The sequence below is a fragment of the Pedobacter quisquiliarum genome, assembly GCF_014642175.1.
Classification (GTDB): Bacteria; Bacteroidota; Bacteroidia; order Sphingobacteriales; family Sphingobacteriaceae; genus Pedobacter; species Pedobacter quisquiliarum.
The window spans coordinates 232,158-253,081 of the sequence record NZ_BMIL01000004.1 but is presented as its reverse complement, the minus strand read 5'-3'; the positions used below and the strand labels follow the sequence as shown (position 1 = coordinate 253,081).

Below are 20,924 nucleotides of genomic sequence, written 5' to 3'. Positions count from 1 at the left end.
TAGTTTACTGGACTCGACTAAGGACACTGTTAACCTGAACCAGCTTCCTGTAAGCTACGTATCCGGTTTTTACAAGATCTCCTTCGCGACAGTAAAGTCCGGGCAGTTCAAATATGGTCAGGATTACTACGATTTTGATGAAGGTAGCCTGGTATTCACCGCACCAAACCAGCTCATCGGCAATTCGCAGGCGTACAAAGATCATAAGGGCTTTGCGCTCATCATCCATCCCGATTTCCTTCAGGGTCATGCTTTAGCTAAAAGAATAAACACCTATGGCTTCTTTTCCTACGCCATCAGTGAATCTCTCCATCTTTCTGAGGAAGAAAAATCAACCATGCTTTCCATTTATAACATCATTGGTCAGGAGCTGAATAGCCGGATAGACGAATTCAGCCATGAAGTGGTGATTGCACAGATTGAATTGCTGCTGAGTTATGCCAAGCGATTTTATAAGCGCCAGTTCCTCACCAGGCAGGTGGTCAGCAATAACCTGCTTCAACAGATCGAAGAACTGCTGAACACCTATTTTGAAGAAGATAAGCTCGCCAGCATGGGTATGCCCTCCGTACATTTCCTCGCCGAGCAGCTCAACTTTTCACCAAACTATTTGAGCGATATGCTGCGCACGCTAACTGGACTTAGTGCGCAGCAGCATATCCATAAAAAGCTTATCGACAAATCCAAAGAACTCTTATCAACCACGAGCATGACAGTCAGCGAGGTGGCTTATCAACTGGGCTTCGAACATCCTCAATCTTTCAGCAGGTTATTCAAAACCAAAACTAGCCTTACACCCGTTGCATTCAGACAGGCTTTTAATTAGCGCTGTAGCGAACGATCGTAGATAGAGGTGAAAAGTCTTGATAAATTAAGACCACCTGTACAGAATTTTCAATAGCGAACATCCATGTCATTCTTCTAGTTGTTACCGCAGCCCTCACACCATGAAATCTCATTAGCTCTTGAAGATCAGCCTATTTAATAAAAGGAGTTAACAATTATTGTTTTGAAATCCCAGGTGAGTACATCAAAATTTTACTAAATTCATTAAACAGGATTCAATTCAAATCTGAATGATAAAATTAGCTGTATTAAGACTGGGCCTGGTGCTTTGTCTTTCATTGTTCTCCCACAGGCTCGTGGCGCAGGTGCAATGTAATTGCATCGCTAATCTGGATACCACCATCAAGAAAACTGAACTCAACTACGCTGGATATCCAGACATGATTACTAAAAAGCGACTTCCCGAATATCAAAGAATGGTGAAGCGCTTAAGGAATAACGCTGCAAAGTCTGACGATCCACAAAAGTGCTTTCAGGTGCTTAAAGAATATGTGATCTTCTTCAATGACAAACATTTTGACATTGAATATTCAAATAATGACACAACCACTTTCAAGTATCATCCGTTAACGGAACAGGCCTTTCGTTCCAGCTTTGCTGGTAAACAAAGAGATTCCATTGAAGGCATCTGGATCAATCCGGATTCCTCGATGAAGCTTGCCGTCTATAAAGTTGATCCCCTGAAATACCAAGCGGTCATCCTCGAAAGTAAGGACACAAAGCTCAAACCCGGACTGATCTACTACACCTTTACGAAAGGTAAGAACGGATTTATCTTCGATCGATATGATTGGCTAACGCCTGATTTCCCCGTCCGGGTACGCGACGGCTTGCTTTACATTTGGAACTTCGAACTCTGGGGCAAGATATATCCTTCGAAAATGACCGCGGAAGATCGTTATACCCTATCCACATGGAAGAACTACAATTTTGGACTAGACCTGCGAAAGCTGGATCAGAATAATGTCCTGTTGACCATAGGGTCGTTCAACCGCGATGATAAGATCAAAGCGCTCATTCAAAAGAATGACTCCCTGATCAGGGCTACAAAAAACCTCATCGTAGATTTAAGAGGGAACGGCGGTGGCAACTCCGGTTGGAGCTACCTCCTTCCATACTTCTATACGCAACCCATCAAGCAGGGCCATTCTCACATCCGCTTATCGGCGGAGAATGTTAAATCCAGCCTGCCCGCGATCAAGGCCATGTACGAGAAGCCCACCGAAGACCCCAGGTGGAAACAATCCTATACTTCGGAAATCCTTGCAGCGTACAGAAAAGCGTATGAAGAAATTCCCAAGTCCAGGAACACATTCTATGCACTTCCATCACTTACCTTGTATTCGGATGCGGTATTAAGCACGCCTGAAAAGATCGCCTTGATCTTCGACGACCTTGGCGGAAGTTCAACCGAGTATTTCTTTTACATCTCTCAGCAAAGCAGCAAAGTGAAACGGTATGGTGAACGCACCTTGGGTATGATGGATTACATGGGTGTGTCACAAGAGACTACCCTACCCTTCAAAGACTTCTATTTGCAGATCCCGGACCGTAAAGCAACCTGGACCGACAGCAACCCAACCAATATTACCGGCTTTATACCGGAAAATGACTTGAGGGATTTACCACGTGCCATGTGGATTGAACATATCAAGAAGGATTTCTGACAAGCACCCAATTACCTGATACACATCTGAGCATGTTTCCACCAAACGACACCGTGTTATCAAAACTAAAAATACTAGAACATGAACAATCTGAACTTTACTTTCACCGTTGACAAAGCAACGAAAACGGCAGTAATCACCCGCGAATTTGATGCCGCACGCGCACTGGTTTGGGACGCATTCACGAAGGCGGAACTCCTGGATCAATGGGTTGCACCTAAACCCTGGTCCGCCAAGACAAAGTATATGGACTTTAAAGTCGGTGGTAGAAGATTCTATGCGATGGTCAGCCCCGAGGGCCAAGAGCGATGGTCCGTGCAGGAATATTTATCCATTTCGCCGAAGACCAACTTTAAGATGTACAATTCGTTTGCCGACGAGAACGGAAACGCTGAGCGACCAGGTTCTGAGTGGGACTATAGTTTCAGTGAAGAAAACGGCATTACTAAAGTGACGATCACGATTTACAATGAATCACTTGAACGCTTAGAAAAGATGATTGAAATGGGGTTTGAGCAAGGCTTCAAAATGAGCATTGATAACCTGGACAACTTGCTGAGCACCCACTCTCATTAAAAGAACATGCTGGTACACCATTTAACAGTGTACCAGCATGTCCTATTTACTTGTTGCCGTACCCCCTTAGCGGATCAGATTTACAACTTCTCCATCCTGCGGGATGATGAGCTTATCTTTTCCGATGTTTAATTCAGCAGCCTTCTCGCTTAAAGATTTTCTGGTCGTTCTGCAGTGATCTAAAGCATCCATGTGCACCGCAATCACCTTAGCCTTGCCACTTTCGGCAATAAGCTCCATGGTCTGCGCTTCGTCCATAATAATTGGCGAGTTTTCAAAACCTTTGATCAAAGCACCCCCAGAATTCACAATGATGTAATCTGGTTTAAATTTCTTGATGTTCGCTTTTATTGCTTCCGTCCAGATGGCATCCCCAACTATGTAAACAGTTGGCTGATTTTTAGCCTGTAACACAAAGCCAGAGGTCTTACCCATCATCTTCAGTACTTCACCACTCCCATGCTCAGCATCAATCCTGTGGATATCAATGCCATTCCAGACTTTATGATCCTGCAAGGCTTCCGCATTTGTAAAGGCTTCCTTTTTGAAGAATTCAACGTCTGCTGGTTGATGAAGTAACGCTATAGACTTGTCCAGCATTTTACTAGCGGCCTTGTCGAAGTGGTCATCATGTGTATGTGTCACAATGACCAGGTCCAAATTATCAACAATGTCCTTAACCGGCATTTTCAACTCCACTGTAGGATTTGTCTCAATACCAGCCCAGGATTCAATTGCCCCTTTAGGAGACAACATTGGATCTACTAGAATCTTCTTTCCATTGTATTCAATGACTAATGTTGCATTTCTAATTAGTTGAATGCTTGGCTTATTGGACATGTTACGCTGTGCAAAGGTTATCGTGGCAGGTACTAGCAATGCCAGGAATAAAATTAATTTTCTCATAAATTTACTTGTTTCGAATTTCATCACCGAACTCCATGTGCTGTTTTACTGCGGTGATGTTGAATACAAAGGTCCTAAGACTCACCCACGCTTAGCCTATCAAAAGTAAACGCAATACTACCATTTTGATAACTGCAGATTATGGACACAATTGGCGCTACCCCTTAAATCAATAATCTTCAGTAAATTGCGCAACTAAAACCTACTAAACTGAACACAATCAAATTCCATAAGACCGAATGCGGTGTCGATTTTCTGTTGAATGTACTGACAGAAAAAGAGTTGGACTACCTAGAGGGCGGCACCTTCAATGCAGACTACTTTGAGATTCTGTTTTTCAAGAAAGGTCGGGGTACCCTTAGCCTAAATCATCAGCACATTAACATAGATGATGGTGCGGTAGTCTTTATCTCCCCATATCAAAATCGGAAGTTGAACTTAGCAGCAGACCACCTTCAGGTCACAAGCCTCATCTTTCAAGAGGCATTTTTAAACGAATTCTTCGCCGACAAGCTATTCACCTACCGCCTGTTGTACTTCTACCAATTGCAGCATCCTTTGAAGATGAATATTGATGAAGTCGAGATGGACAAATATTGCAGCTTGCTAAGGGAAATCAAATCAGAACTGGTAAATAGTAAATCCGACAGTGTACACATCATCCGTTCGCTGTTGTACTACTTGCTCCAAACACTCAATAGAGGGTATTCCGATGCGCACGCGCTTTCAATCAGGAACACGCAGCACAACTTTGGCTTCCAATTTAAAAACCTGATGGAGATCCACATCAAGGATAAACAGCGAATTGCAGACTATGCCGAGCTGTTGGGCATCAGCAGGATTTCGCTTAATAAAGCAGTGAAGGCTCAATTTAATACCACAGCCAGCCAACTACTAAAGCAAAGGCTGGTTTTCGAGATACAGAACATGCTTTTGTATTCCAATAAAACGATCAATGAAATCGCTTATGAACTTCATTTCCCAGAGCCCAACCACCTCATGCGTTTCTTCAAGGCGCAAACAGGACAGACAACTTCAGCATTCCTGAGTGAGTTAAAGCAGTAAAGCGCTTTGTCTGACAGTCTTTGGGACAAGCAATTCACAAATAATTATGCTTTTCTCACTAGAGCAGGCCTGCTCCACTGGCGATTCTACACGCTTCCATTACGTTGTTCACATTTAGCTTGTGAAAAATATTCTGACGATGACGATTCACAGTATGTACACTAAGTGAGAGCTTCCCTGATATCTCCTTACTTCTATAACCATGCTTCATTAAGTTCAAAATCTCTTTCTCGCGGGATGATAATAAATCTTTAAACCAGAGCTGGTTACAATCAATAACCTCCCCCGTGCTTTTGTTAATAATTACAGCTTCAGGGGTATTAAATATCGGGTGGCTGTGGATCTTTTTATAAAGACAAAGCGCCAGCCAGACACAGGATTGCACTGTGCTGTTGATATATAATAACCGGTGCTGCAATTGGATTGTCTCTCCATTTGGCGGCTGAGCGCTGAGCTTCGTAATCACCTCGTAATTCATCCGCTCCTCTTTGGGAATTGTTTTCAGTAAAGAAAAAAACTGCAGTTCAATCCTGTACTTTCTTTGAAGATCTTCTGGATGTATCATGCGCAATAGTTCATCTTCCCAGATGGAATCTATAACCGCTTCCTCAGCGCTGAAACCAAACTCCTGAGCGAACTTGCTATAGTAGATGTAACTTCTTCCGGCGTTCATATCGCTAAGGATACTTATGCTATTTTCCAATCTTGAATATTGCCGGGCAATGCGCTTAGCATCTTCCAACTGATCCTCCCTAGATAAGTCCGCATCAAAGGACTGCGTCAGTAAACTGCTGTTAAGCAAATCGCGGTTCTTGTTCATTACTAGTGGTTATTTTTGGCCATTGATTCCGTTCCAACAGATCATAACTTTGCGAACTTACAAAGTTGAATGGATTTCAACCATTGAAAACAATAATAAAGACCATGAAAAAACTACTTTTAATATCAAGCATACTGTTAACGGCAAATACCATGTTTGCTCAAAGTCTGGAGAAAATGCAATGGTACAATGAACCGGCGCAATGGAAGACAACCAACAACAGCTTGATTATGCAGGTAACACCAAAAAGCGACTACTGGAGAATTTCCCACTACGGCTTTACTGTTGATGATGCGCCTTTCTATTACGCGACCTATGGTGGTGAGTTTGAAGCGAAAGTTAAGTTGATTGGCGACTATAAAGCTCGTTTTGACCAGATGGGCCTTATGGTTCGAACCGACCACGAGAACTACATCAAAGCTGGAGTTGAATTTGTAGATGGCAAATTCAATGTGAGCACGGTTGTAACCCACAAGAAGAGCGATTGGAGTGTCACGCCCCTGGAAAAGACACCACCTTTCATTTGGATTAAAATTGTACGCAGGTTGGATGCTTTAGAAGTGTTCTACTCTTTAGATGATAAAACCTACATCATGACACGTAACGCACCATTGCAGGATAATGCGCCGGTAATGGTTGGCTTAATGGCAGCCTGCCCCGATGGGGATGGCTTTCAGGCGAAATTCGAAAGCTTTTCGGTTAAGCATCTACCAGATCAGCGTCGACTGGAATGGCTTAAGAGCCATCAATAAGAGATAGAATACTTAACCGGCTAACGCGGAAATCAACTACAAAAAAACCGCTTAAGCATATCACTTAAGCGGTTTTTCTATATCTACTATGCGGAGAGTGAGGGATTCGAACCCCCGGAGCTATTACACTCAACAGTTTTCAAGACTGCCGCAATCGACCACTCTGCCAACTCTCCGCCGCAAAAATACAAATCGGCGCCGAAACTGCAAACCCTCTCCTGCCAATCCTTGCAAAAAAATTTCCTTCGAAACACATCATCAAGAAAACCAGCCACTTCTAAAAACAAAAAAAGCATAAACAGACTGGAGAATCTTATTTCTCCCATCCATTTATGCTTTATACAGCCTTAACAGCGACTCTAAATTATCCTTTAGCGTCCGGAACGAAGTTCATCGATACCGAATTCACACAGTGTCTGGTATCCTTAGCGGTAAAACCTTCTCCAAGAAACACGTGACCCAGGTGACCGCCACAGGCAGCACAAACGATCTCCGTTCTTGATCCATCTGCATCCGGAATGCGCTTCACCGCACCAGCAATCTCGTCATCAAAACTTGGCCAGCCACAGTATGACTCAAACTTCGTTTCAGAACGATACAAAGGCGCATTACACCTTTTACAAGTATACGTACCCTTGTCCTTGTTGTTCAACAAATCTCCGGTACCCGGATACTCCGTGCCTTTATGCACAATTACAGCCTCTTCTTCTTTGGTTAATTTATTCCAGTTACTCATATCTTTTTTAGTTGTGGTTGTTGGTACAGTTGCCGCCTTCGGCTGCTTCTGCGCGCAGGCGGTAATGCTGCTCAGCATTAGAAAACCTGCTAGTGTAAACAATAATTTTTTCAAGGTAGATTTCATATATAAATATACGAAGCAAAAACGTGCCATGGATTAGTGCCTCGTAATCAGAATGTCAATATAAAACCCCTTAAAACAAGAAACGAGACCTGCATAAGCAAATCTCGTTCATACTATGCAAGAAGATCTTTCTATTTTTTCAATAATTCAGCCATTGCAGCACCGATCTCAGCAGGGCTTTCCACTACGCGGATACCACATTCTGCCATGATCGCCATTTTAGCAGCAGCAGTATCTTCTGCACCACCAACAATAGCACCTGCGTGACCCATTCTACGACCTGCAGGAGCAGTCTGACCAGCGATGAAACCAACAACCGGCTTCGTACCGTTTTCTTTGATCCAACGCGCTGCTTCAGCTTCCATACCACCCCCGATCTCACCAATCATGATGATACCTTCAGTTTCAGGGTCGTTCATTAACAATTCAACAGCTTCTTTAGTTGTTGTTCCGATGATCGGGTCACCACCAATACCGATAGCAGTAGTAATACCTAATCCAGCTTTAACAACCTGATCAACCGCTTCGTAAGTTAAAGTTCCTGATTTTGAAACCACACCTACTGTACCTCTTTTGAAGATAAAACCTGGCATAATACCAATTTTAGCCTCATCAGCGGTAATGATACCTGGACAGTTCGGACCGATTAAACGGCAATCCTTGCCAGAAATATATTCTTTCACCTGAATCATATCCTTTGTAGGGATACCTTCAGTAATACAAACGATAACTTTAATACCAGCTTCTGCAGCTTCCATAATTGCATCAGCCGCAAATGCAGGAGGTACAAAAATGATTGATACATTAGCACCAGCCTGATCAACAGCATCTTTAACCGTGTTAAAAACTGGCCTGTCTAAGTGAGTTTGTCCGCCTTTACCAGGTGTTACCCCGCCAACAACGTCAGTTCCGTATTCTATCATCTGAGAAGCATGATAAGTACCTTCATTTCCGGTAAAACCCTGAACTATAACTTTTGAATCCTTATTTACTAAAACACTCATGTATCTATTTTTTTTATTGGCAAATCTAAGTTAATTGAGATGGAATGTCAAATGCAATCCTTACAATAATTGAAATGCCGCGAATATTGTTTTGAGATGAGATTATCGGCCGCGAAGGCCTGAAGAATGGCTTTTAAAAAAGAAACGGGGACAAATCCTAAAATCTGCCCCCGTTAAATTAACGCTCTCGATACAAAAGTAGAAAAAAGTTCTCTACCTGCAAATGTTTTCGAGAATAAATTTCAAATATTTTAGGTTATGAAGATAAACTATTGATTAACAGCACTAAACGTTGTCACTTCTTTCTTAACCCGCACACCGGTTACCTCAAGCATGCTCATCACCATACCAATAACATGGTCGTCATCCTGCTTCTCCAGGCTCATGTCCACATCATAACCCTGCGCGGAAAAGTAAACAACCACACCTTTTTCAGTTGTCTCCAGTTTAGTAAAAGGCTCTTCTTTCTGTGTTTCCGGGTTCACCATGGTACCCACCAGCTTGCCGTCCTTCATCTCGAAGTTTACTTTCATGTTCACATCCCCTTGTGGTGTTCCCTTAACCAGGATGTCCCATTTCCCAACAAAGAAGTCTGCCTTAGCCTGTGCTTTTGCACTCACTGTAATGATCATCAGGGCAAATACCCCAACAATAAGCGTTGTAATTTTTTTCATGTTTTTTGATTTAGTTTTCTGATGAAAGCATCACGACCTTTTAATCTGATTGCAGGATTTGAAGATCAAGATGATTTTCGCTCAAATAAAGTTTGGTTTATGTACATCCAAACTACGTAATAATTCGGAATTGCAAAAGATATTTTTATTCAACAAACTGACTTGCAGCCAGTACTTCTGCTATGGCGTTAGCCAACCGCTTTAATCCACTCTTTTACACGTTTAAAGATGTCTTTCTTCAAAGGCTTGGGTTTCCCATCATGAGTGATGCCATGTTCGTAGTTGAATCGTAGTTTTGCGCCATAATCCGCATACGCAGGATCCTGCTCCAGCTTTTCTATGAAAGGGACTGCATTGTGGTTCAGGCAGGCATTCATGGAAATGCTTTGGTACTCGCTCCGCACTACCCCCGCAGCATTGTTGTTGATTTCCGCCTGGCCATTCTCGGAGAAATAATCCAGGTGGTAAATTTCTTTGTCAAGTTTCCGCAGCCGCTTCGTCCCTTTACGTTCATTGCGCCAGGGATGTTCACCGGGCTTAAGCTGATCCATTAAAAACTGCTTGTTCCAGAGCGTCACCTGGTGCGACATCAGATAGCCACTGTTTTGATTATCGATCTTGCTCACCTCAAAACCGTTGATGGACAAACCACTTGGAAGCGTCCGGAAGACTTCGGAGGAATTGAGTTTCACCTGCATCCACTTATTGGAGGTGGCCTTACAGATTAGCGCATTGATAAATTCGGGGTCCACAGGTTTATTCAGCCACATGTCCTCCTGAAAATAGAGCACGTACTCCTCTTCAATCTGTTCCAGTAAAATCCGGAGGCGGTCGCTCCACTCCCCTTTTCCGGAGCGGATGTTTGTAAAACCAGGGAAGTCTGTATGCAACTCTTCTGTTGCGAAATAATAGTGCAGCGGAATGTTGAAATCCCAGTTCGACCGGAAAAAGTAGTCAAATCCCTTAAACAGCAGTTCGTATCTGTCGCAGCTGTGAACAAGTAATGCGACTTTATGGCTGGTCATGCGCTATTTTTTTATGCGAATATAAACTTTTAGTTTATTGTGTTGACCGGAAAATATGTTAAAAGATGTTATAACAATGGGTTAGCTCAGAAAATTAGCGATAAAGAAGATGGTCTTTTGGGAGTCGATCCGGGGTTGAAAGGGGGTCGATGCGGTGTTTAGCCGTATTAACGCCGTATAGACCCCGTTTGGAGGCCGGGTTGATGCCGCTTTGATAGCGAAGCTGATACCCACCTGCCCGGTAATTTGTCTCTTGTTTTTCCTGTAATTTAACAAATTGCCTATCTTGAAGAAGTAAATGGCATTGAATGCCTACCGTGCTGAAAAGCTACTTTTTTTGAAGTAAATAATGCTGTGAGCAACATGAGATCAATCATAGAAACCGACCGCTTATATCTTCGTAAAATCTTGCCTGAAGATGCAGCGGCAATGTTTGAAATGGATAGCGATCCAGATGTGCATCGCTTTCTCGGGCGAACGCCGGTAAAAACTTTATCAGAATCCGTTGCCGACATTGAAAACATCAGACAGCAATATGTAGATTATGGAGTTGCAAGACTGGCAATTGTTGAGCGGGCTACAGGCAACTTTGTCGGTTGGGGCGGGTTGAAGTTTATCACAGAAAGCATGAACGGCTTTCAGAACTTCCATGATCTGGGCTACCGCTTCATCAAACGATACTGGGGAAAAGGTTACGCACAGGAATCGAGCCGGGCCGTCATTAAATATGCTTTTGAAAAAATGGACCTCCCGGTCATTTATGCCATAGCGGATCTTGAGCATAAAGCTTCACGGAACGTGCTGGAGAAATGTGGATTTTCTTTTGTCAACAGTTTCGAATATGACGGGGATCCACATGGCTGGTATACCCTGCAGCGGCCCTAGTAGCTGTGCAAAACAAACATGCAATTAGCAGCATAAATTAGAACCCTTAGCTGTAACATTCCCGGGCTCCGTTGATCTACTGAACATGAAACTTTATCAAACAAACTTGCTTACAAGACCTATGCTTATCGTGCTACTTTGCATGTTCCAGTTGCAAAGTTTTAGTCAGGATAAAAAGGACCCGATCAACCGCTTGATGCGTGCAGCACACCAACGTGGTACATTCAATGGAAATGTACTCGTTATGCAGGGCGGCAAGGAGATGTATCAGGGATCGTTTGGACCAGTAGAAGCAAATAGCAAAGTCCAGCTTACCCGTGAATATCGTTTCAACATTGGCTCCATTGCGAAGGAATTTAATGCTGTCGCCATCATGATGCTGAAGGAACAGCATAAACTTAGCCTCGATGACGCGCTCTCCAAGCATGTTACTGACCTTCCCGCCTGGGCAGACAAGATAAAAATCTGTCACCTTTTACAATATACCAGCGGCATCCCAAACAGCAAGTGGAAAGAAACCAAGGGCGACGAGGATAATCTGAATAACCTGAAAAAAGTAACGGAACTGAATTACGAGCCCGGCACAAAATACACCTACAATAACAATGATGTTTTCATGCAGCGGCTGATTGTTGCCAGGATCACCGGGATGTCATTCAACGACTTCGTGATGAAGAAGATGTTAAAGCCATTGGGCATCAAGCATGGGATTATGGACCCAACGCCCGCTGATCAAATGATTGCGCAAGCATACAACAACGAAGGTATCGTGGATGATATGACACCCCCCATTTCCGGATGGACCAACCTGAATTTAGACGACTTTTACCGTTGGTCTGAAGCGCTGAACACCTTCAAACTCATCAGTCCGGCTTCAACGGCAGAATTGCTTGTGCCTTTTTCAGATGGCAACCAGACCGGGCTTGGCAAGGGCACCATGAAAGGAATTAAAATGCTGAGCCATATTCACGACGGTACAGCAGCAAATTATCAGGCCTTGTTGATCAGTGAACAGGAAAAAGGACTCACCATCATTTTACAAACCAACAATAAGCAAAATAATCTGGGTAGCCTGAGCGAAGCAATCCTAAGGATTATGGAGCAGTAAACGATAGGATTTTCCGGCTATTTATCTGTTCGCGGCTTCAATTATGAGCGATTTAGCGCAGCTGACTGGAAGCCTATTTATTTGCGGTGACCCTTTTGGGATATAACATTCTGAAAGCATTAAACACGGCCTGGTGCGTAACGGTTGCATGATCTTCTGCAGGCAGGTAGTCGAAATGAACTTTGATATTTTTAGATCCTGCACGTTTAAGTTTTTCCGCCAGCAACTTAGCATCATGTTCCATGATGTGATTTTTCGAACCGTCGATCGATCCTTCTTTACCTACGCCGATATAGATGTCCGTTTGGGTGCTATACTTGGGATCCAGGATGCCTGATTGTGCTTTTAACAAGTAGCCGTCTCGCCACCATAAACTCGGACTGATGATGATGTACTTGCTAAAGAGCTCGGGTTTAGTAAACAAGATCTCGGTTGCAAGCAGGCCACCTAAGGATTGTCCGATGAGCGTATTGCCTAATTTGTTCCCGTACCGCTGTTCGATATAGGGCTGAAGTTCTTTTTCCAGAAACGCGATGAACTTACCGGAGCCACCATTGCTGGGAACAAGTTTATTATCGCGATCTCTATTGCTTGCAGAAGTAAAGTTCAGTTTACGATTGGTGTTGGCAATGCCGACTACGATGGACTTCGGAATCCTATCTACCCAGGGAAAGGTGTTGAATTGCACTATGCCTGCAACATGAATGAAATCTTCATCTGCGGAGCCGTCCAAAAGATAGATGATGGGATACCGGGCCGTGCTGTCGTAATCCTGGGGCAGATATATGTTGAGGGTTCTATCTTCTGACAGTATATCGGAATGTAGCGTTTCCACCGTACCAAGGATGAATTTGCTGCTACCAGCGTTCGCAGCTGTGGTTTGGCTGTAGACATGGGTTGTGAAGAACAAGAGTATTATCGTTGATAGCAGTTTCATAAGGTTTTAATAGGGTCTGCCAGCAAAGGTAATTAGTGATCGTAAACTGTTGTCACATTATATGTCGATTCCTTTTGTTATCTTTCTAATGATTTAGATATCAACCACATCATACCTGTCAACTATGAAAAATACATTAATTCTTGCATTCCTCCTCTTCACAGGATTTGTTGTAAATGCACAAAGCACCAGCGTTACGGACACCGACAAATTGTTTATCGGAACCTGGGAAGTGCAGCAGGGCAAGCCGGAAGTAAAACTAAAAAGCCTTACATTTTATGCTGATGGAACCATCAATATAGATTTTGCAAAAGCAAAGCGGATTCAACGGTACAAAATCGGCAAAGATGATCAAGGCTACAGCATTCAAACGCTGGAACTGATAACGGGCAAGCCTTTAGAGACCATCAATATCCACAAATTTAGCAAGGAGGAAATGGAGATCGCCGTCAAAGAGGATGGGCAGGACTTCATTATAAGATTTAAAAAAGTCAGTACTTAACCGCTCTTGCTAAGTACCCCTGATTGCTCGGTCGAGATGCACGTAGCCGCCGTCTACGTACAGCAGCTGCCCTGTGGTATGGCTCGACTTCTCCGACAGCAGGAATATCGCAGTATTTGCAATTTCTTCTGCAGTTGTCATGCGCTGCCCTAAAGGGATCTTTTGAGTGATGGACTTCAGTTGCGCTTCTGGATTTGGAAGTGTATTGATCCAGGTTTGGTAAAGCGGTGTGAAACATTCCGCCACGATAACCGCATTGACCCGTATACCATAAGGCAAAAGTTCTACGGCCCATTCCCGGGTGAGTGCATTACGGGCGCCATTTGCTGCGGCATAGGCCGAAGTTCCGCCCTGACCGGTATCAGCAACCTTCGAACTGATGTTCAGAATAGCACCTTTTGAAGCTTTCAAAGCCGGCAATGCCTCCTGCGCCATCAGGTAGTAGTGGATCACATTCTTGTGCAAACTGTCCATAAAACCCTGGTAGCTGCCATGCTCCAGTCCCACGCCATCATTTGCGCCAGCATTGTTTACCAAACCATCAATGCTTCCAAAGCGCGCCATAACTTGTGCCACGGCGTTTACGCATTGCGCAGGATCACTGAGCTCCGCTATGACCTGCATAGCGATGTGTCCGGCATTTTGTAGTTCATCCAGCAGCAGCATATTGTCTTGCTCGTTTCGCCCCACAATCACCGGGATGGCTGCTTCGGCAGCAAGTGCTTTAACGATACCGGCGCCGATGCCCTTTGCACCGCCAGTTACAATTACCACTTTATCTTTCAGGTTCAGTTCCATATCTGTTTGCTGTTATTGTTCATTTATAAGGGTCTCCTTAGTTCGCTATAGTTGAGGTTTTACGCTTAGTTACATATTTGTTTGCTGGCATCGTCCATTTATAAGCGTTATCACCTTTACCGCTTTAGCGCACACTCTGCAGCGCTTTAGTCCATGTTGATGTTATAGAAGCGAATTGCATTTTTCGCCCAGAAAAGCGCCCGTTCCGCATTGGTAAAGTTTGCGGTATAGTTTTCCAGTATCTCCATGACTTCTCCGAAGGTCGCGGCAAGTCGGCAAACAGGCCAGTCTGATCCATACATTACCCGCTCCATACCGAAACATTCAAAGATGGTATCGATGTACGGCTTGAAGTCCTCGAATTTCCAGCGTGTGAGATCGGCTTCTGTAACCATGCCAGACACCTTGCAGTACACGTTCTCATGTACTGCAAGCGCTTTGATATCCGCCACCCAATCTTCAAACTGGCGCAACCTGATGTTCGGCTTACCCAGGTGATTCAGCACGAAACGCTGTTCCGGGAAGGCTGCTACCAGTGCTTCCGCATATTTCAACTGGTCCGGCAGCACCAGAATGTCAAAGGTGTATCCATAGGTCTGCAGTTTAGCGATGCCGGACTGGTAGTGTGGCCGCAGCATCAGCGACCGATCAGGATCGCTCTGCAGCATGGACCTGAAGCCTTTTAACTTTGGGTACTGCTGATAGGCTTGAAGCTGCGCTTCCAGATCTGGCGCCTGCATGTCCACCCAGCCGACCACAGCCTTAATGAAGGGATGCTTTTCTGCATTCTCCAGCTGGAAAAGGTTTTCTGCAGGACTCTGGTCCGACTGCACCACAACCGTACCCTGGAAATCGTAATGCTCCAGAATGGGCTGGAGATGCTCCGGCATGAAATCTCCCTGCAGAATGGCCATATCATTATTGATCCACTGGTCCCGCACTGGGCTATACAGCCAGAAATGCTGATGCGCATCAATCTTTAACATGCGATATTAAGCTTTTTGATATGCTTTTACCTGTTGTCTGGATACGCCCAGACCGTCGATTCCAAGTTCCACAACGTCGCCAGGCTTAAGGTAAATTGGCGGTTTAAAACCGAGACCCACGCCTGCGGGTGTACCTGTAGAGATGACATCCCCCGGAAGCAGGGTCATGAACTGGCTCACATAGGATACGACACTTGGCACGTCGAAGATGAAGTCTTTGGTGTTTCCATCCTGCATGGATTTGCCGTTTACGTTCAGCCACAAGCGGAGGTTGTTTACATCTTCTAACTCGTCTTTTGTTGCCAGAAAAGGTCCGATTGGCGCGAAAGTATCGCAGCCTTTTCCCTTGTCCCAGGTTCCACCCCTTTCGATTTGAAATTCCCGCTCGGACACGTCATTGTGCAGCGCATACCCGGCTACATAGTCCAGGGCTTCTGATGCTTCCACATAGGATGCTTTTTTACCAATGATGACGGCGAGTTCTACTTCCCAGTCTGTTTTTTCGGAATGCTTTGGAATGATGATGTCATCGTTTGGACCAACCATCGCCGTGGTCGATTTCATGAAGATGATCGGCTCCGCCGGAATTGTCGCATGGGTTTCCCTTGCATGGTCCACATAGTTCAGTCCGATACAGACGATCTTGGAAGGCCTGGCAATTGGCGAAGCTAAGCGCTCGGACTTGTCGATTTCCGGCAGCTTGCCTTCATTGTCTTTTAGGAACTGATCCAGCTTTTCCAGTCCATCATTTGCAAAGAACGCCTCATTGTAGTCTGTGCCCATAGCGGAGGTGTCATACCAATAATCAGCGATTATCACGCCTGTTTTTTCGCTGCCTTCAGCGCCCCATCTTATTAATTTCATACTGTATCTGTTTTAGTAGGGTAAGCTAATTAATGGACTTTGTCACCGCTACTGTCTTGTTTTGATTAATTTATACTGTTGTATTGAATTGAGTGATTTAATTGTTCAGCTTCACAAAGCCACCATCCAGCGGGTAGTCATTCCCGGTGATGAAGCTTGCTTCATCGGCACATAGAAATAGAGCCAGATTCGCTACTTCTGCAGGTTCGCCCATGCGCCCTATTGGCTGGCTCTTAGAGAGCTTCTCAAAAATTTCACTTTCTTTACCAGGATAGTTTTTCGCAATAAAGCCGTCGACAAAGGGGGTATGTACCCTTGCCGGTGAAATGCTGTTGCAGCGAATGTTGTGGGCTAGGTAATCTCGTGCCACAGAGAGTGTCATGGCATATATTGCGCCTTTACTCATGCTGTATGCAAAGCGATCCGTGATGCCCACCAGTGCAGCAATGGAGGCAATGTTCAGGATCACACCCTTGCCCTGCGCCTTCATTAACGGGATTGCGGCATGGAGACAGTTGTATGCGCCGCGAACATTCACGTCGAACACCCTCGTAAAATCTTCTTCGGTGGTCGTTTCCACGGTACCCACATGTGCAATGCCTGCATTATTCACAAGGATGTCCACCTGCCCGATTTCCTGAAATACGCTTTTCACCTGTTCCTGGTTGCTCACATCGCAGCTGTGTGCATGCGCGCGCAGCACGGCGCTGCTCCCGTTGAGCGCTGTTATGGTCGCTGTGGCAGCTTCCGCATTCATCTCCAGGATGTGAACAGTGGCGCCTTGTGTTGCGAACAAGGTTGCAATCGCCTTGCCTATTCCGCTCCCGCCGCCGGTAATTACTGCTGATTTTCCTTCTAAACTGTACATGTGCTTTCTAATATCTTAATGGTCGGATCTTGAATAATTAAATGGTTTGATCTCATGAATTCTAAAGTGAGACGCCCCTTTTCCATGGGATAAAGTCGTCTTGGTTCAGGAGCATCGCCTTTGGGATTACATCCCCACTGGCTGCACGGATGCAGTACTCCAATATTTCCTTTCCCATCTGTTCAATGGTCTTTTCCGCGCGAATCACAGCACCGGTATCAATGTCGATGATGTCGCGCATTCTATCTGCAAGTGCGGTGTTTGTGGCGACTTTAATAACCGGGCACACGGGATTTCCGGTTGGCGTACCCAGTCCGGTGGTAAACAGGATTAACGTGGCACCACTGGCCGCTTTGCCAGTTGTGGCTTCCACATCATTTCCGGGTGTGCAGACCAGGCTCAGTCCGGCAAGTGTCGCAGGCTCCGTATAATCCAACACATCCACGACGGGTGATGTTCCACCCTTTTTCGCTGCACCAGTGCTCTTGATGGCATCGGTAATCAGTCCGTCTTTAATGTTTCCCGGTGAAGGGTTCATGTAAAATCCGGAGCCTACAGCATGGGCCTGCGCATCGTATTCACGCATCAGGCGGATGAACTTGTTTGCTGTTGCTTCATCTACGCAGCGGTCGATGAGGTTCTGCTCTGCACCACAGAGTTCCGGGAATTCCGCCAGGAGTACTTTGGCGCCCATTGCGACCAGCAAATCTGAGGCATAACCGACGGCCGGGTTCGCCGAAATGCCACTAAAGCCATCACTGCCGCCACATTTCACCCCTACACACAAGGCACTAAGCGGAGCAGGTTGCCGCACTTGCTGGTTGATCTCCTGTAATCCACGGAAGGTATGCAGGATAGCTTCCTTGATGAGCTGTTCTTCACCTTTGCTTTGCTGCTGTTCGAAGAGGAGTACTGGTTTGTCGAAGGTTGAGTTACGCGACTTCAAATCGTCGAGGAGGTTGGCGGTTTGCAGGTGTTGACAGCCGAGGCTCAACACTGTTACGCCAGCTACATTCGGGTGATCGGCATAGGCCGCCAACAGCTTGCTGAGCAAAGCTGCATCTTGCCGTGTGCCCCCGCATCCACCCTGATGGTTCAGGAATTTAATACCATCCACATTTTTGAAGACGCGGTTTTTATGTATATCTGGCGTTGTGGGGAGATCGAGCATATGGCCGTCCAGCGCTTCTCCCCGCTCATAGGCCTCCAGCAGCTGCGCCGTAAATGCGCGGTATTTGTCCGTTACGGTATAACCTAAAGTGTGGTGCAGGGCTTCCTTAATCACGTCCAGGTTGCGGTTTTCACAGAAGACCGTGGGAATAAACAGCCAGTAATTGGCTGTGCCTACCCGGCCGTCCTTGCGGTGGTAGCCGTTAAAGGTTCTATGCTGATAAGCGGAAACATCCGGAACCTGCCACTGGTAGTCGACCGCCCCATAGGCATAATCCTGCGAAGCATGTCTGGTATTCTCAATGCTCATCAATCCACCTTTGGGAATGAAGCAGATGGCTTTCCCCACGAGTACGCCATACATGAGCACTTCATCGCCAGGCAGCATATCCTGCATGAAGATCTTGTGTTTTGCAGGGACGTCTTCCTGTACCACCAGCAGCCTATCATCCGTTTGCGAGGGCGCTTCAAGTTCAAGGACCGTACCTTCCGGCAGATCCGTTAAAGCGACGATTACATTATCGCGTGGATCTATTTTGATGTAATTCATAGCTACAATTCAAAAATTCTATCCATTGATACCCATTTCTCTCCTGGCTTTGTGCCTGGTAGTGCTTGCTGGTATTTCCACATGAGTGTTTCCCATTCCTGCACTTTTTCATTTTCTGCATCCATGGCGGCCTTCCTTTCAGGATTATAACTTTCATCCACTTCCATCAGCATCATCAACCTGTTGGCATATCGAAAGATCTCCAGCCTGGTGATGCCTGCATCCTTAATGCTGGCGATGATTTCAGGCCAGACCTGTTGATGGTAGGCTTCGTATGCTTTTATCAGTGCCGGATCATTCTTCAGATCCAGTGCAAAACAATATCTATTTATATCAGGCATGGCTTTTTGAATTGTGTTTATACTTGTTCATATGCGATGGTGGTGTGGACTTTATAGCCCTTCCATCCATAGATGAACACGATTAGAAAACAGCATAGTGGAATAACGTAAGCAAAGGCTGTGGAATACTGGTCGGCAAGTAAGCCCATAACTACTGGCACAATTGCGCCCCCTACGATGGACATGATCAGGAAGGAGGAGGCACGCTTGGTATGTTGCCCCAGGTCTTTGATGCTTAAAGCAAAGATGGTTGGAAACATGATGGACATGAAAAAGAATAGACCAAGCAAAGCGTAGATGGAAAGCCATTGCTGTTGACTGATCACGAGAGCGCTCAGGACAACGTTGATGCCTGCATAAATGGCCAGCAGGGTGCTCGCAGGAATTACCCGCATCAGACTGGTGCCGACAAACCTGCCAATGGTGAAGAGTATAAGCGCAACGGAGAGATACTTAGCTGCGGAAGCATTGTCGATGTTCACGCCGCTTTCTGTGCAATAGTTGATGAACAGTGCTGCAATACCAACCTGCGCGGCCACATAGAAAAACTGCGCGACCAGGCCGAAAGTAAAGTTGCTATGGTTGAAGAGTGGTCTCGTATTCAATACGGCAGCGCTTACAGTTTCACTTTCTTTGATTTCCGGTAAAGGTGTGCGCACAAATATGCCAGCAACGATGAGCACCAGTATTCCGATGAGCACGTAAATCAGCTGCACGGAATCCAGGTTTCCGCTGCCTGTACTGGCACCCTCACCGTCACTGAAGAAAAGATAAGAGGCAATTATTGGCCCCAGGAAAGAGCCTACACCATTAAAACACTGGGAAAGGTTGAGCCTTGTGGTTGCAGTCTCCGGATCGCCCAGTACGGTTACATAGGGGTTTGCTGCGGTTTCCAGACAAGCCAGCCCGGAAGCCAGGATAAATAACGCAAGCAGGAACAGGTTGAAACTGGAAGCCTCAGCAGCGGGGTAAAATACAAAGGCGCCGGCAGCGTATAGCAGGAGCCCCATGATGATGCCGCGCTTGTAGCCGTAGCGGTTCATGAAGAGCCCTGCAGGTAGCGCAACGATGAAGTATGCACCGAAATACGCAGCCTGTAGTAAGGTGGACCGGCTCTTCGTGATGTTTAAGGTTTCCTGGAAATGTTTATTCAGGACGTCCAGTAGTCCGTATGCAAAGCCCCACAGAAAGAACAGAGAGGTAATCATTACCAGGGGTAACAGATACTTGTTTTTGCGCATTGGTTTATATTTGGCTAAATCAACTCATCACAAGTTAATTAAAAACTCCAAACCTTCCCCAAAGGCAAATAAGTTGTTACGGTATCAGTGCTTTTTTTTCACAAGTAGCACATAGTCATGTTCCAGGAGCAAATAACCCATCTCGTAGCAGAAGTAGTAACAGGCATTTTTTTCCGTTTTGTAGATGCCCGTGAAACATTGGAAATCGAAGCCCCTGGCAAGCAGTTCTTTCCGGTTTACCTTCGCTTTACCGTCCGGGTTTAGGCTCAGCAGAATCTTACGGTTGCGCTTTAGGCGCAAGTTGATTTGTCTGACGTAATCTGGATCTGCAGTACCGAGCTTTGCATGGTGACTGCTCCTGCAGGCGTCATCACAGAATTTCTTATCCGTACGCCCTGTCACGGGCAGGTTGCAGTTCAGGCATAATTTCTTCTCCATAAGGGAGCAGTATATGTCAAGAATTTCTTTGATGGTAGT

The 20,924-nt window shown here is 45.4% G+C and carries 24 protein-coding genes and 1 tRNA gene; 8 read left to right on the top strand and 17 right to left on the bottom strand.

Annotated elements, in window-relative coordinates; all coding sequences use genetic code 11:
• Positions 1 to 4: 4 nt before the first annotated feature.
• Complete coding sequence (locus tag IEW69_RS16915) at positions 5 to 250, bottom strand: hypothetical protein (protein ID WP_229663556.1); 246 nt, start codon at positions 248 to 250, stop codon at positions 5 to 7.
• A gap of 87 nt (positions 251 to 337) precedes the next feature.
• Between IEW69_RS16915 and IEW69_RS16910 the strand changes: the two genes are divergently transcribed.
• The 3 genes from IEW69_RS16910 (at position 338) to IEW69_RS07730 (ending at position 3,089) form a co-directional block, all read left to right on the top strand.
• A complete protein-coding gene (locus tag IEW69_RS16910) occupies positions 338 to 826 on the top strand; it encodes a helix-turn-helix domain-containing protein (RefSeq protein WP_229663555.1) in 489 nt (162 codons plus the stop codon).
• 250 nt (positions 827 to 1,076) lie between these two features.
• On the top strand, positions 1,077 to 2,513 hold the full coding sequence (locus IEW69_RS07735; protein WP_188626259.1) for a S41 family peptidase: 1,437 nt from the start codon (positions 1,077 to 1,079) through the stop codon (positions 2,511 to 2,513).
• An 81-nt stretch (positions 2,514 to 2,594) separates the two neighbouring features.
• Positions 2,595 to 3,089, top strand: a complete 495-nt coding sequence (locus IEW69_RS07730; RefSeq protein ID WP_188626258.1) for an SRPBCC family protein — start codon at positions 2,595 to 2,597, stop codon at positions 3,087 to 3,089.
• 66 nt (positions 3,090 to 3,155) lie between these two features.
• Here IEW69_RS07730 and IEW69_RS07725 read toward each other — a convergent pair whose 3' ends face one another.
• Positions 3,156 to 3,995, bottom strand: a complete 840-nt coding sequence (locus tag IEW69_RS07725) for an MBL fold metallo-hydrolase (protein ID WP_188626257.1) — start codon at positions 3,993 to 3,995, stop codon at positions 3,156 to 3,158.
• A 282-nt stretch (positions 3,996 to 4,277) separates the two neighbouring features.
• Between IEW69_RS07725 and IEW69_RS07720 the strand changes: the two genes are divergently transcribed.
• A complete protein-coding gene (locus IEW69_RS07720; RefSeq protein ID WP_229663554.1) occupies positions 4,278 to 5,060 on the top strand; it encodes a helix-turn-helix domain-containing protein in 783 nt (260 codons plus the stop codon).
• 58 nt (positions 5,061 to 5,118) lie between these two features.
• On the opposite strand, the gene IEW69_RS07715 is transcribed toward IEW69_RS07720, so the two are convergent.
• Positions 5,119 to 5,880: a response regulator transcription factor gene (locus tag IEW69_RS07715; protein WP_188626256.1), complete on the bottom strand. Its 762-nt coding sequence runs from the start codon at positions 5,878 to 5,880 to the stop codon at positions 5,119 to 5,121.
• A gap of 104 nt (positions 5,881 to 5,984) precedes the next feature.
• On the opposite strand from IEW69_RS07715, the gene IEW69_RS07710 reads away from it, so the two are divergent.
• The gene (locus tag IEW69_RS07710) at positions 5,985 to 6,632 is read left to right on the top strand and encodes a DUF1349 domain-containing protein (protein WP_188626255.1); all 648 of its coding nucleotides are present in this window, start codon (positions 5,985 to 5,987) and stop codon (positions 6,630 to 6,632) included.
• 91 nt (positions 6,633 to 6,723) lie between these two features.
• On the opposite strand, the gene IEW69_RS07705 is transcribed toward IEW69_RS07710, so the two are convergent.
• The 5 genes from IEW69_RS07705 to IEW69_RS07685 all read right to left on the bottom strand — a co-directional run bounded on the left by IEW69_RS07705 (position 6,724) and on the right by IEW69_RS07685 (position 10,197).
• A tRNA-Ser gene (locus IEW69_RS07705) sits at positions 6,724 to 6,808 on the bottom strand.
• 188 nt (positions 6,809 to 6,996) lie between these two features.
• Entirely contained in the window at positions 6,997 to 7,494 is a 498-nt protein-coding gene (locus IEW69_RS07700) for a methionine-R-sulfoxide reductase (RefSeq protein WP_188626254.1), read from the bottom strand.
• Positions 7,495 to 7,625: 131 nt separating this feature from the next.
• On the bottom strand, positions 7,626 to 8,498 hold the full coding sequence (sucD, locus tag IEW69_RS07695; RefSeq protein WP_188626253.1) for a succinate--CoA ligase subunit alpha: 873 nt from the start codon (positions 8,496 to 8,498) through the stop codon (positions 7,626 to 7,628).
• 269 nt (positions 8,499 to 8,767) lie between these two features.
• Positions 8,768 to 9,172, bottom strand: a complete 405-nt coding sequence (locus IEW69_RS07690; RefSeq protein WP_188626252.1) for a hypothetical protein — start codon at positions 9,170 to 9,172, stop codon at positions 8,768 to 8,770.
• Positions 9,173 to 9,360: 188 nt separating this feature from the next.
• Complete coding sequence (locus IEW69_RS07685; protein ID WP_188626251.1) at positions 9,361 to 10,197, bottom strand: hypothetical protein; 837 nt, start codon at positions 10,195 to 10,197, stop codon at positions 9,361 to 9,363.
• 363 nt (positions 10,198 to 10,560) lie between these two features.
• Between IEW69_RS07685 and IEW69_RS07680 the strand changes: the two genes are divergently transcribed.
• Together IEW69_RS07680 and IEW69_RS07675 are read left to right on the top strand one after the other, a co-directional pair.
• Complete coding sequence (locus IEW69_RS07680) at positions 10,561 to 11,082, top strand: GNAT family N-acetyltransferase (RefSeq protein ID WP_188626250.1); 522 nt, start codon at positions 10,561 to 10,563, stop codon at positions 11,080 to 11,082.
• An 85-nt stretch (positions 11,083 to 11,167) separates the two neighbouring features.
• Complete coding sequence (locus IEW69_RS07675; RefSeq protein WP_188626249.1) at positions 11,168 to 12,190, top strand: serine hydrolase domain-containing protein; 1,023 nt, start codon at positions 11,168 to 11,170, stop codon at positions 12,188 to 12,190.
• Positions 12,191 to 12,263: 73 nt separating this feature from the next.
• Here IEW69_RS07675 and IEW69_RS07670 read toward each other — a convergent pair whose 3' ends face one another.
• Positions 12,264 to 13,127, bottom strand: a complete 864-nt coding sequence (locus IEW69_RS07670) for an alpha/beta hydrolase (protein WP_188626248.1) — start codon at positions 13,125 to 13,127, stop codon at positions 12,264 to 12,266.
• 124 nt (positions 13,128 to 13,251) lie between these two features.
• Between IEW69_RS07670 and IEW69_RS07665 the strand changes: the two genes are divergently transcribed.
• The gene (locus tag IEW69_RS07665; RefSeq protein ID WP_188626247.1) at positions 13,252 to 13,629 is read left to right on the top strand and encodes a hypothetical protein; all 378 of its coding nucleotides are present in this window, start codon (positions 13,252 to 13,254) and stop codon (positions 13,627 to 13,629) included.
• A 9-nt stretch (positions 13,630 to 13,638) separates the two neighbouring features.
• On the opposite strand, the gene IEW69_RS07660 is transcribed toward IEW69_RS07665, so the two are convergent.
• From IEW69_RS07660 to IEW69_RS07625, 8 genes are all read right to left on the bottom strand, one after another.
• A complete protein-coding gene (locus IEW69_RS07660) occupies positions 13,639 to 14,427 on the bottom strand; it encodes an L-fucose dehydrogenase (protein ID WP_188626246.1) in 789 nt (262 codons plus the stop codon).
• A 146-nt stretch (positions 14,428 to 14,573) separates the two neighbouring features.
• The gene (locus IEW69_RS07655) at positions 14,574 to 15,413 is read right to left on the bottom strand and encodes an amidohydrolase family protein (protein ID WP_188626245.1); all 840 of its coding nucleotides are present in this window, start codon (positions 15,411 to 15,413) and stop codon (positions 14,574 to 14,576) included.
• A 6-nt stretch (positions 15,414 to 15,419) separates the two neighbouring features.
• Positions 15,420 to 16,277: a fumarylacetoacetate hydrolase family protein gene (locus tag IEW69_RS07650; protein ID WP_188626244.1), complete on the bottom strand. Its 858-nt coding sequence runs from the start codon at positions 16,275 to 16,277 to the stop codon at positions 15,420 to 15,422.
• A 97-nt stretch (positions 16,278 to 16,374) separates the two neighbouring features.
• Complete coding sequence (locus IEW69_RS07645; protein ID WP_188626243.1) at positions 16,375 to 17,145, bottom strand: SDR family NAD(P)-dependent oxidoreductase; 771 nt, start codon at positions 17,143 to 17,145, stop codon at positions 16,375 to 16,377.
• Between the two features lie 61 nt (positions 17,146 to 17,206).
• Positions 17,207 to 18,865, bottom strand: coding sequence for a UxaA family hydrolase (locus IEW69_RS07640; RefSeq protein WP_188626242.1), 1,659 nt, complete (start codon positions 18,863 to 18,865; stop codon positions 17,207 to 17,209).
• A gap of 2 nt (positions 18,866 to 18,867) precedes the next feature.
• Positions 18,868 to 19,206 (bottom strand): L-rhamnose mutarotase, encoded by a 339-nt coding sequence (locus tag IEW69_RS07635; protein WP_188626241.1) that lies wholly within the window; start codon positions 19,204 to 19,206, stop codon positions 18,868 to 18,870.
• Positions 19,207 to 19,223: 17 nt separating this feature from the next.
• Positions 19,224 to 20,447, bottom strand: coding sequence for an L-fucose:H+ symporter permease (gene fucP / locus IEW69_RS07630; protein WP_188626240.1), 1,224 nt, complete (start codon positions 20,445 to 20,447; stop codon positions 19,224 to 19,226).
• A gap of 84 nt (positions 20,448 to 20,531) precedes the next feature.
• Positions 20,532 to 20,885 carry a hypothetical protein gene (locus IEW69_RS07625; RefSeq protein WP_188626239.1) on the bottom strand — a complete coding sequence of 118 codons (354 nt, stop codon included), beginning with the start codon at positions 20,883 to 20,885 and terminating at the stop codon, positions 20,532 to 20,534.
• Positions 20,886 to 20,924 lie beyond the last annotated feature (39 nt).

Excerpts from the sequence above, each read along its gene's own strand:
- IEW69_RS16915 (WP_229663556.1), bottom strand. The coding sequence starts at position 250 with ATGACCCTGAAGGAAATCGGGATGGATGATGAGCGCAAAGCCCTTATG.
- IEW69_RS16910 (WP_229663555.1), top strand. The coding sequence starts at position 338 with ATGCTTTCCATTTATAACATCATTGGTCAGGAGCTGAATAGCCGGATA.
- IEW69_RS07735 (WP_188626259.1), top strand. The coding sequence starts at position 1,077 with ATGATAAAATTAGCTGTATTAAGACTGGGCCTGGTGCTTTGTCTTTCA.
- IEW69_RS07730 (WP_188626258.1), top strand. The coding sequence starts at position 2,595 with ATGAACAATCTGAACTTTACTTTCACCGTTGACAAAGCAACGAAAACG.
- IEW69_RS07725 (WP_188626257.1), bottom strand. The coding sequence starts at position 3,995 with ATGAGAAAATTAATTTTATTCCTGGCATTGCTAGTACCTGCCACGATA.
- IEW69_RS07715 (WP_188626256.1), bottom strand. The coding sequence starts at position 5,880 with ATGAACAAGAACCGCGATTTGCTTAACAGCAGTTTACTGACGCAGTCC.
- IEW69_RS07710 (WP_188626255.1), top strand. The coding sequence starts at position 5,985 with ATGAAAAAACTACTTTTAATATCAAGCATACTGTTAACGGCAAATACC.
- IEW69_RS07700 (WP_188626254.1), bottom strand. The coding sequence starts at position 7,494 with ATGAAATCTACCTTGAAAAAATTATTGTTTACACTAGCAGGTTTTCTA.
- sucD (WP_188626253.1), bottom strand. The coding sequence starts at position 8,498 with ATGAGTGTTTTAGTAAATAAGGATTCAAAAGTTATAGTTCAGGGTTTT.
- IEW69_RS07690 (WP_188626252.1), bottom strand. The coding sequence starts at position 9,172 with ATGAAAAAAATTACAACGCTTATTGTTGGGGTATTTGCCCTGATGATC.
- IEW69_RS07685 (WP_188626251.1), bottom strand. The coding sequence starts at position 10,197 with ATGACCAGCCATAAAGTCGCATTACTTGTTCACAGCTGCGACAGATAC.
- IEW69_RS07680 (WP_188626250.1), top strand. The coding sequence starts at position 10,561 with ATGAGATCAATCATAGAAACCGACCGCTTATATCTTCGTAAAATCTTG.
- IEW69_RS07675 (WP_188626249.1), top strand. The coding sequence starts at position 11,168 with ATGAAACTTTATCAAACAAACTTGCTTACAAGACCTATGCTTATCGTG.
- IEW69_RS07670 (WP_188626248.1), bottom strand. The coding sequence starts at position 13,127 with ATGAAACTGCTATCAACGATAATACTCTTGTTCTTCACAACCCATGTC.
- IEW69_RS07665 (WP_188626247.1), top strand. The coding sequence starts at position 13,252 with ATGAAAAATACATTAATTCTTGCATTCCTCCTCTTCACAGGATTTGTT.
- IEW69_RS07660 (WP_188626246.1), bottom strand. The coding sequence starts at position 14,427 with ATGGAACTGAACCTGAAAGATAAAGTGGTAATTGTAACTGGCGGTGCA.
- IEW69_RS07655 (WP_188626245.1), bottom strand. The coding sequence starts at position 15,413 with ATGTTAAAGATTGATGCGCATCAGCATTTCTGGCTGTATAGCCCAGTG.
- IEW69_RS07650 (WP_188626244.1), bottom strand. The coding sequence starts at position 16,277 with ATGAAATTAATAAGATGGGGCGCTGAAGGCAGCGAAAAAACAGGCGTG.
- IEW69_RS07645 (WP_188626243.1), bottom strand. The coding sequence starts at position 17,145 with ATGTACAGTTTAGAAGGAAAATCAGCAGTAATTACCGGCGGCGGGAGC.
- IEW69_RS07640 (WP_188626242.1), bottom strand. The coding sequence starts at position 18,865 with ATGAATTACATCAAAATAGATCCACGCGATAATGTAATCGTCGCTTTA.
- IEW69_RS07635 (WP_188626241.1), bottom strand. The coding sequence starts at position 19,206 with ATGCCTGATATAAATAGATATTGTTTTGCACTGGATCTGAAGAATGAT.
- fucP (WP_188626240.1), bottom strand. The coding sequence starts at position 20,447 with ATGCGCAAAAACAAGTATCTGTTACCCCTGGTAATGATTACCTCTCTG.
- IEW69_RS07625 (WP_188626239.1), bottom strand. The coding sequence starts at position 20,885 with ATGGAGAAGAAATTATGCCTGAACTGCAACCTGCCCGTGACAGGGCGT.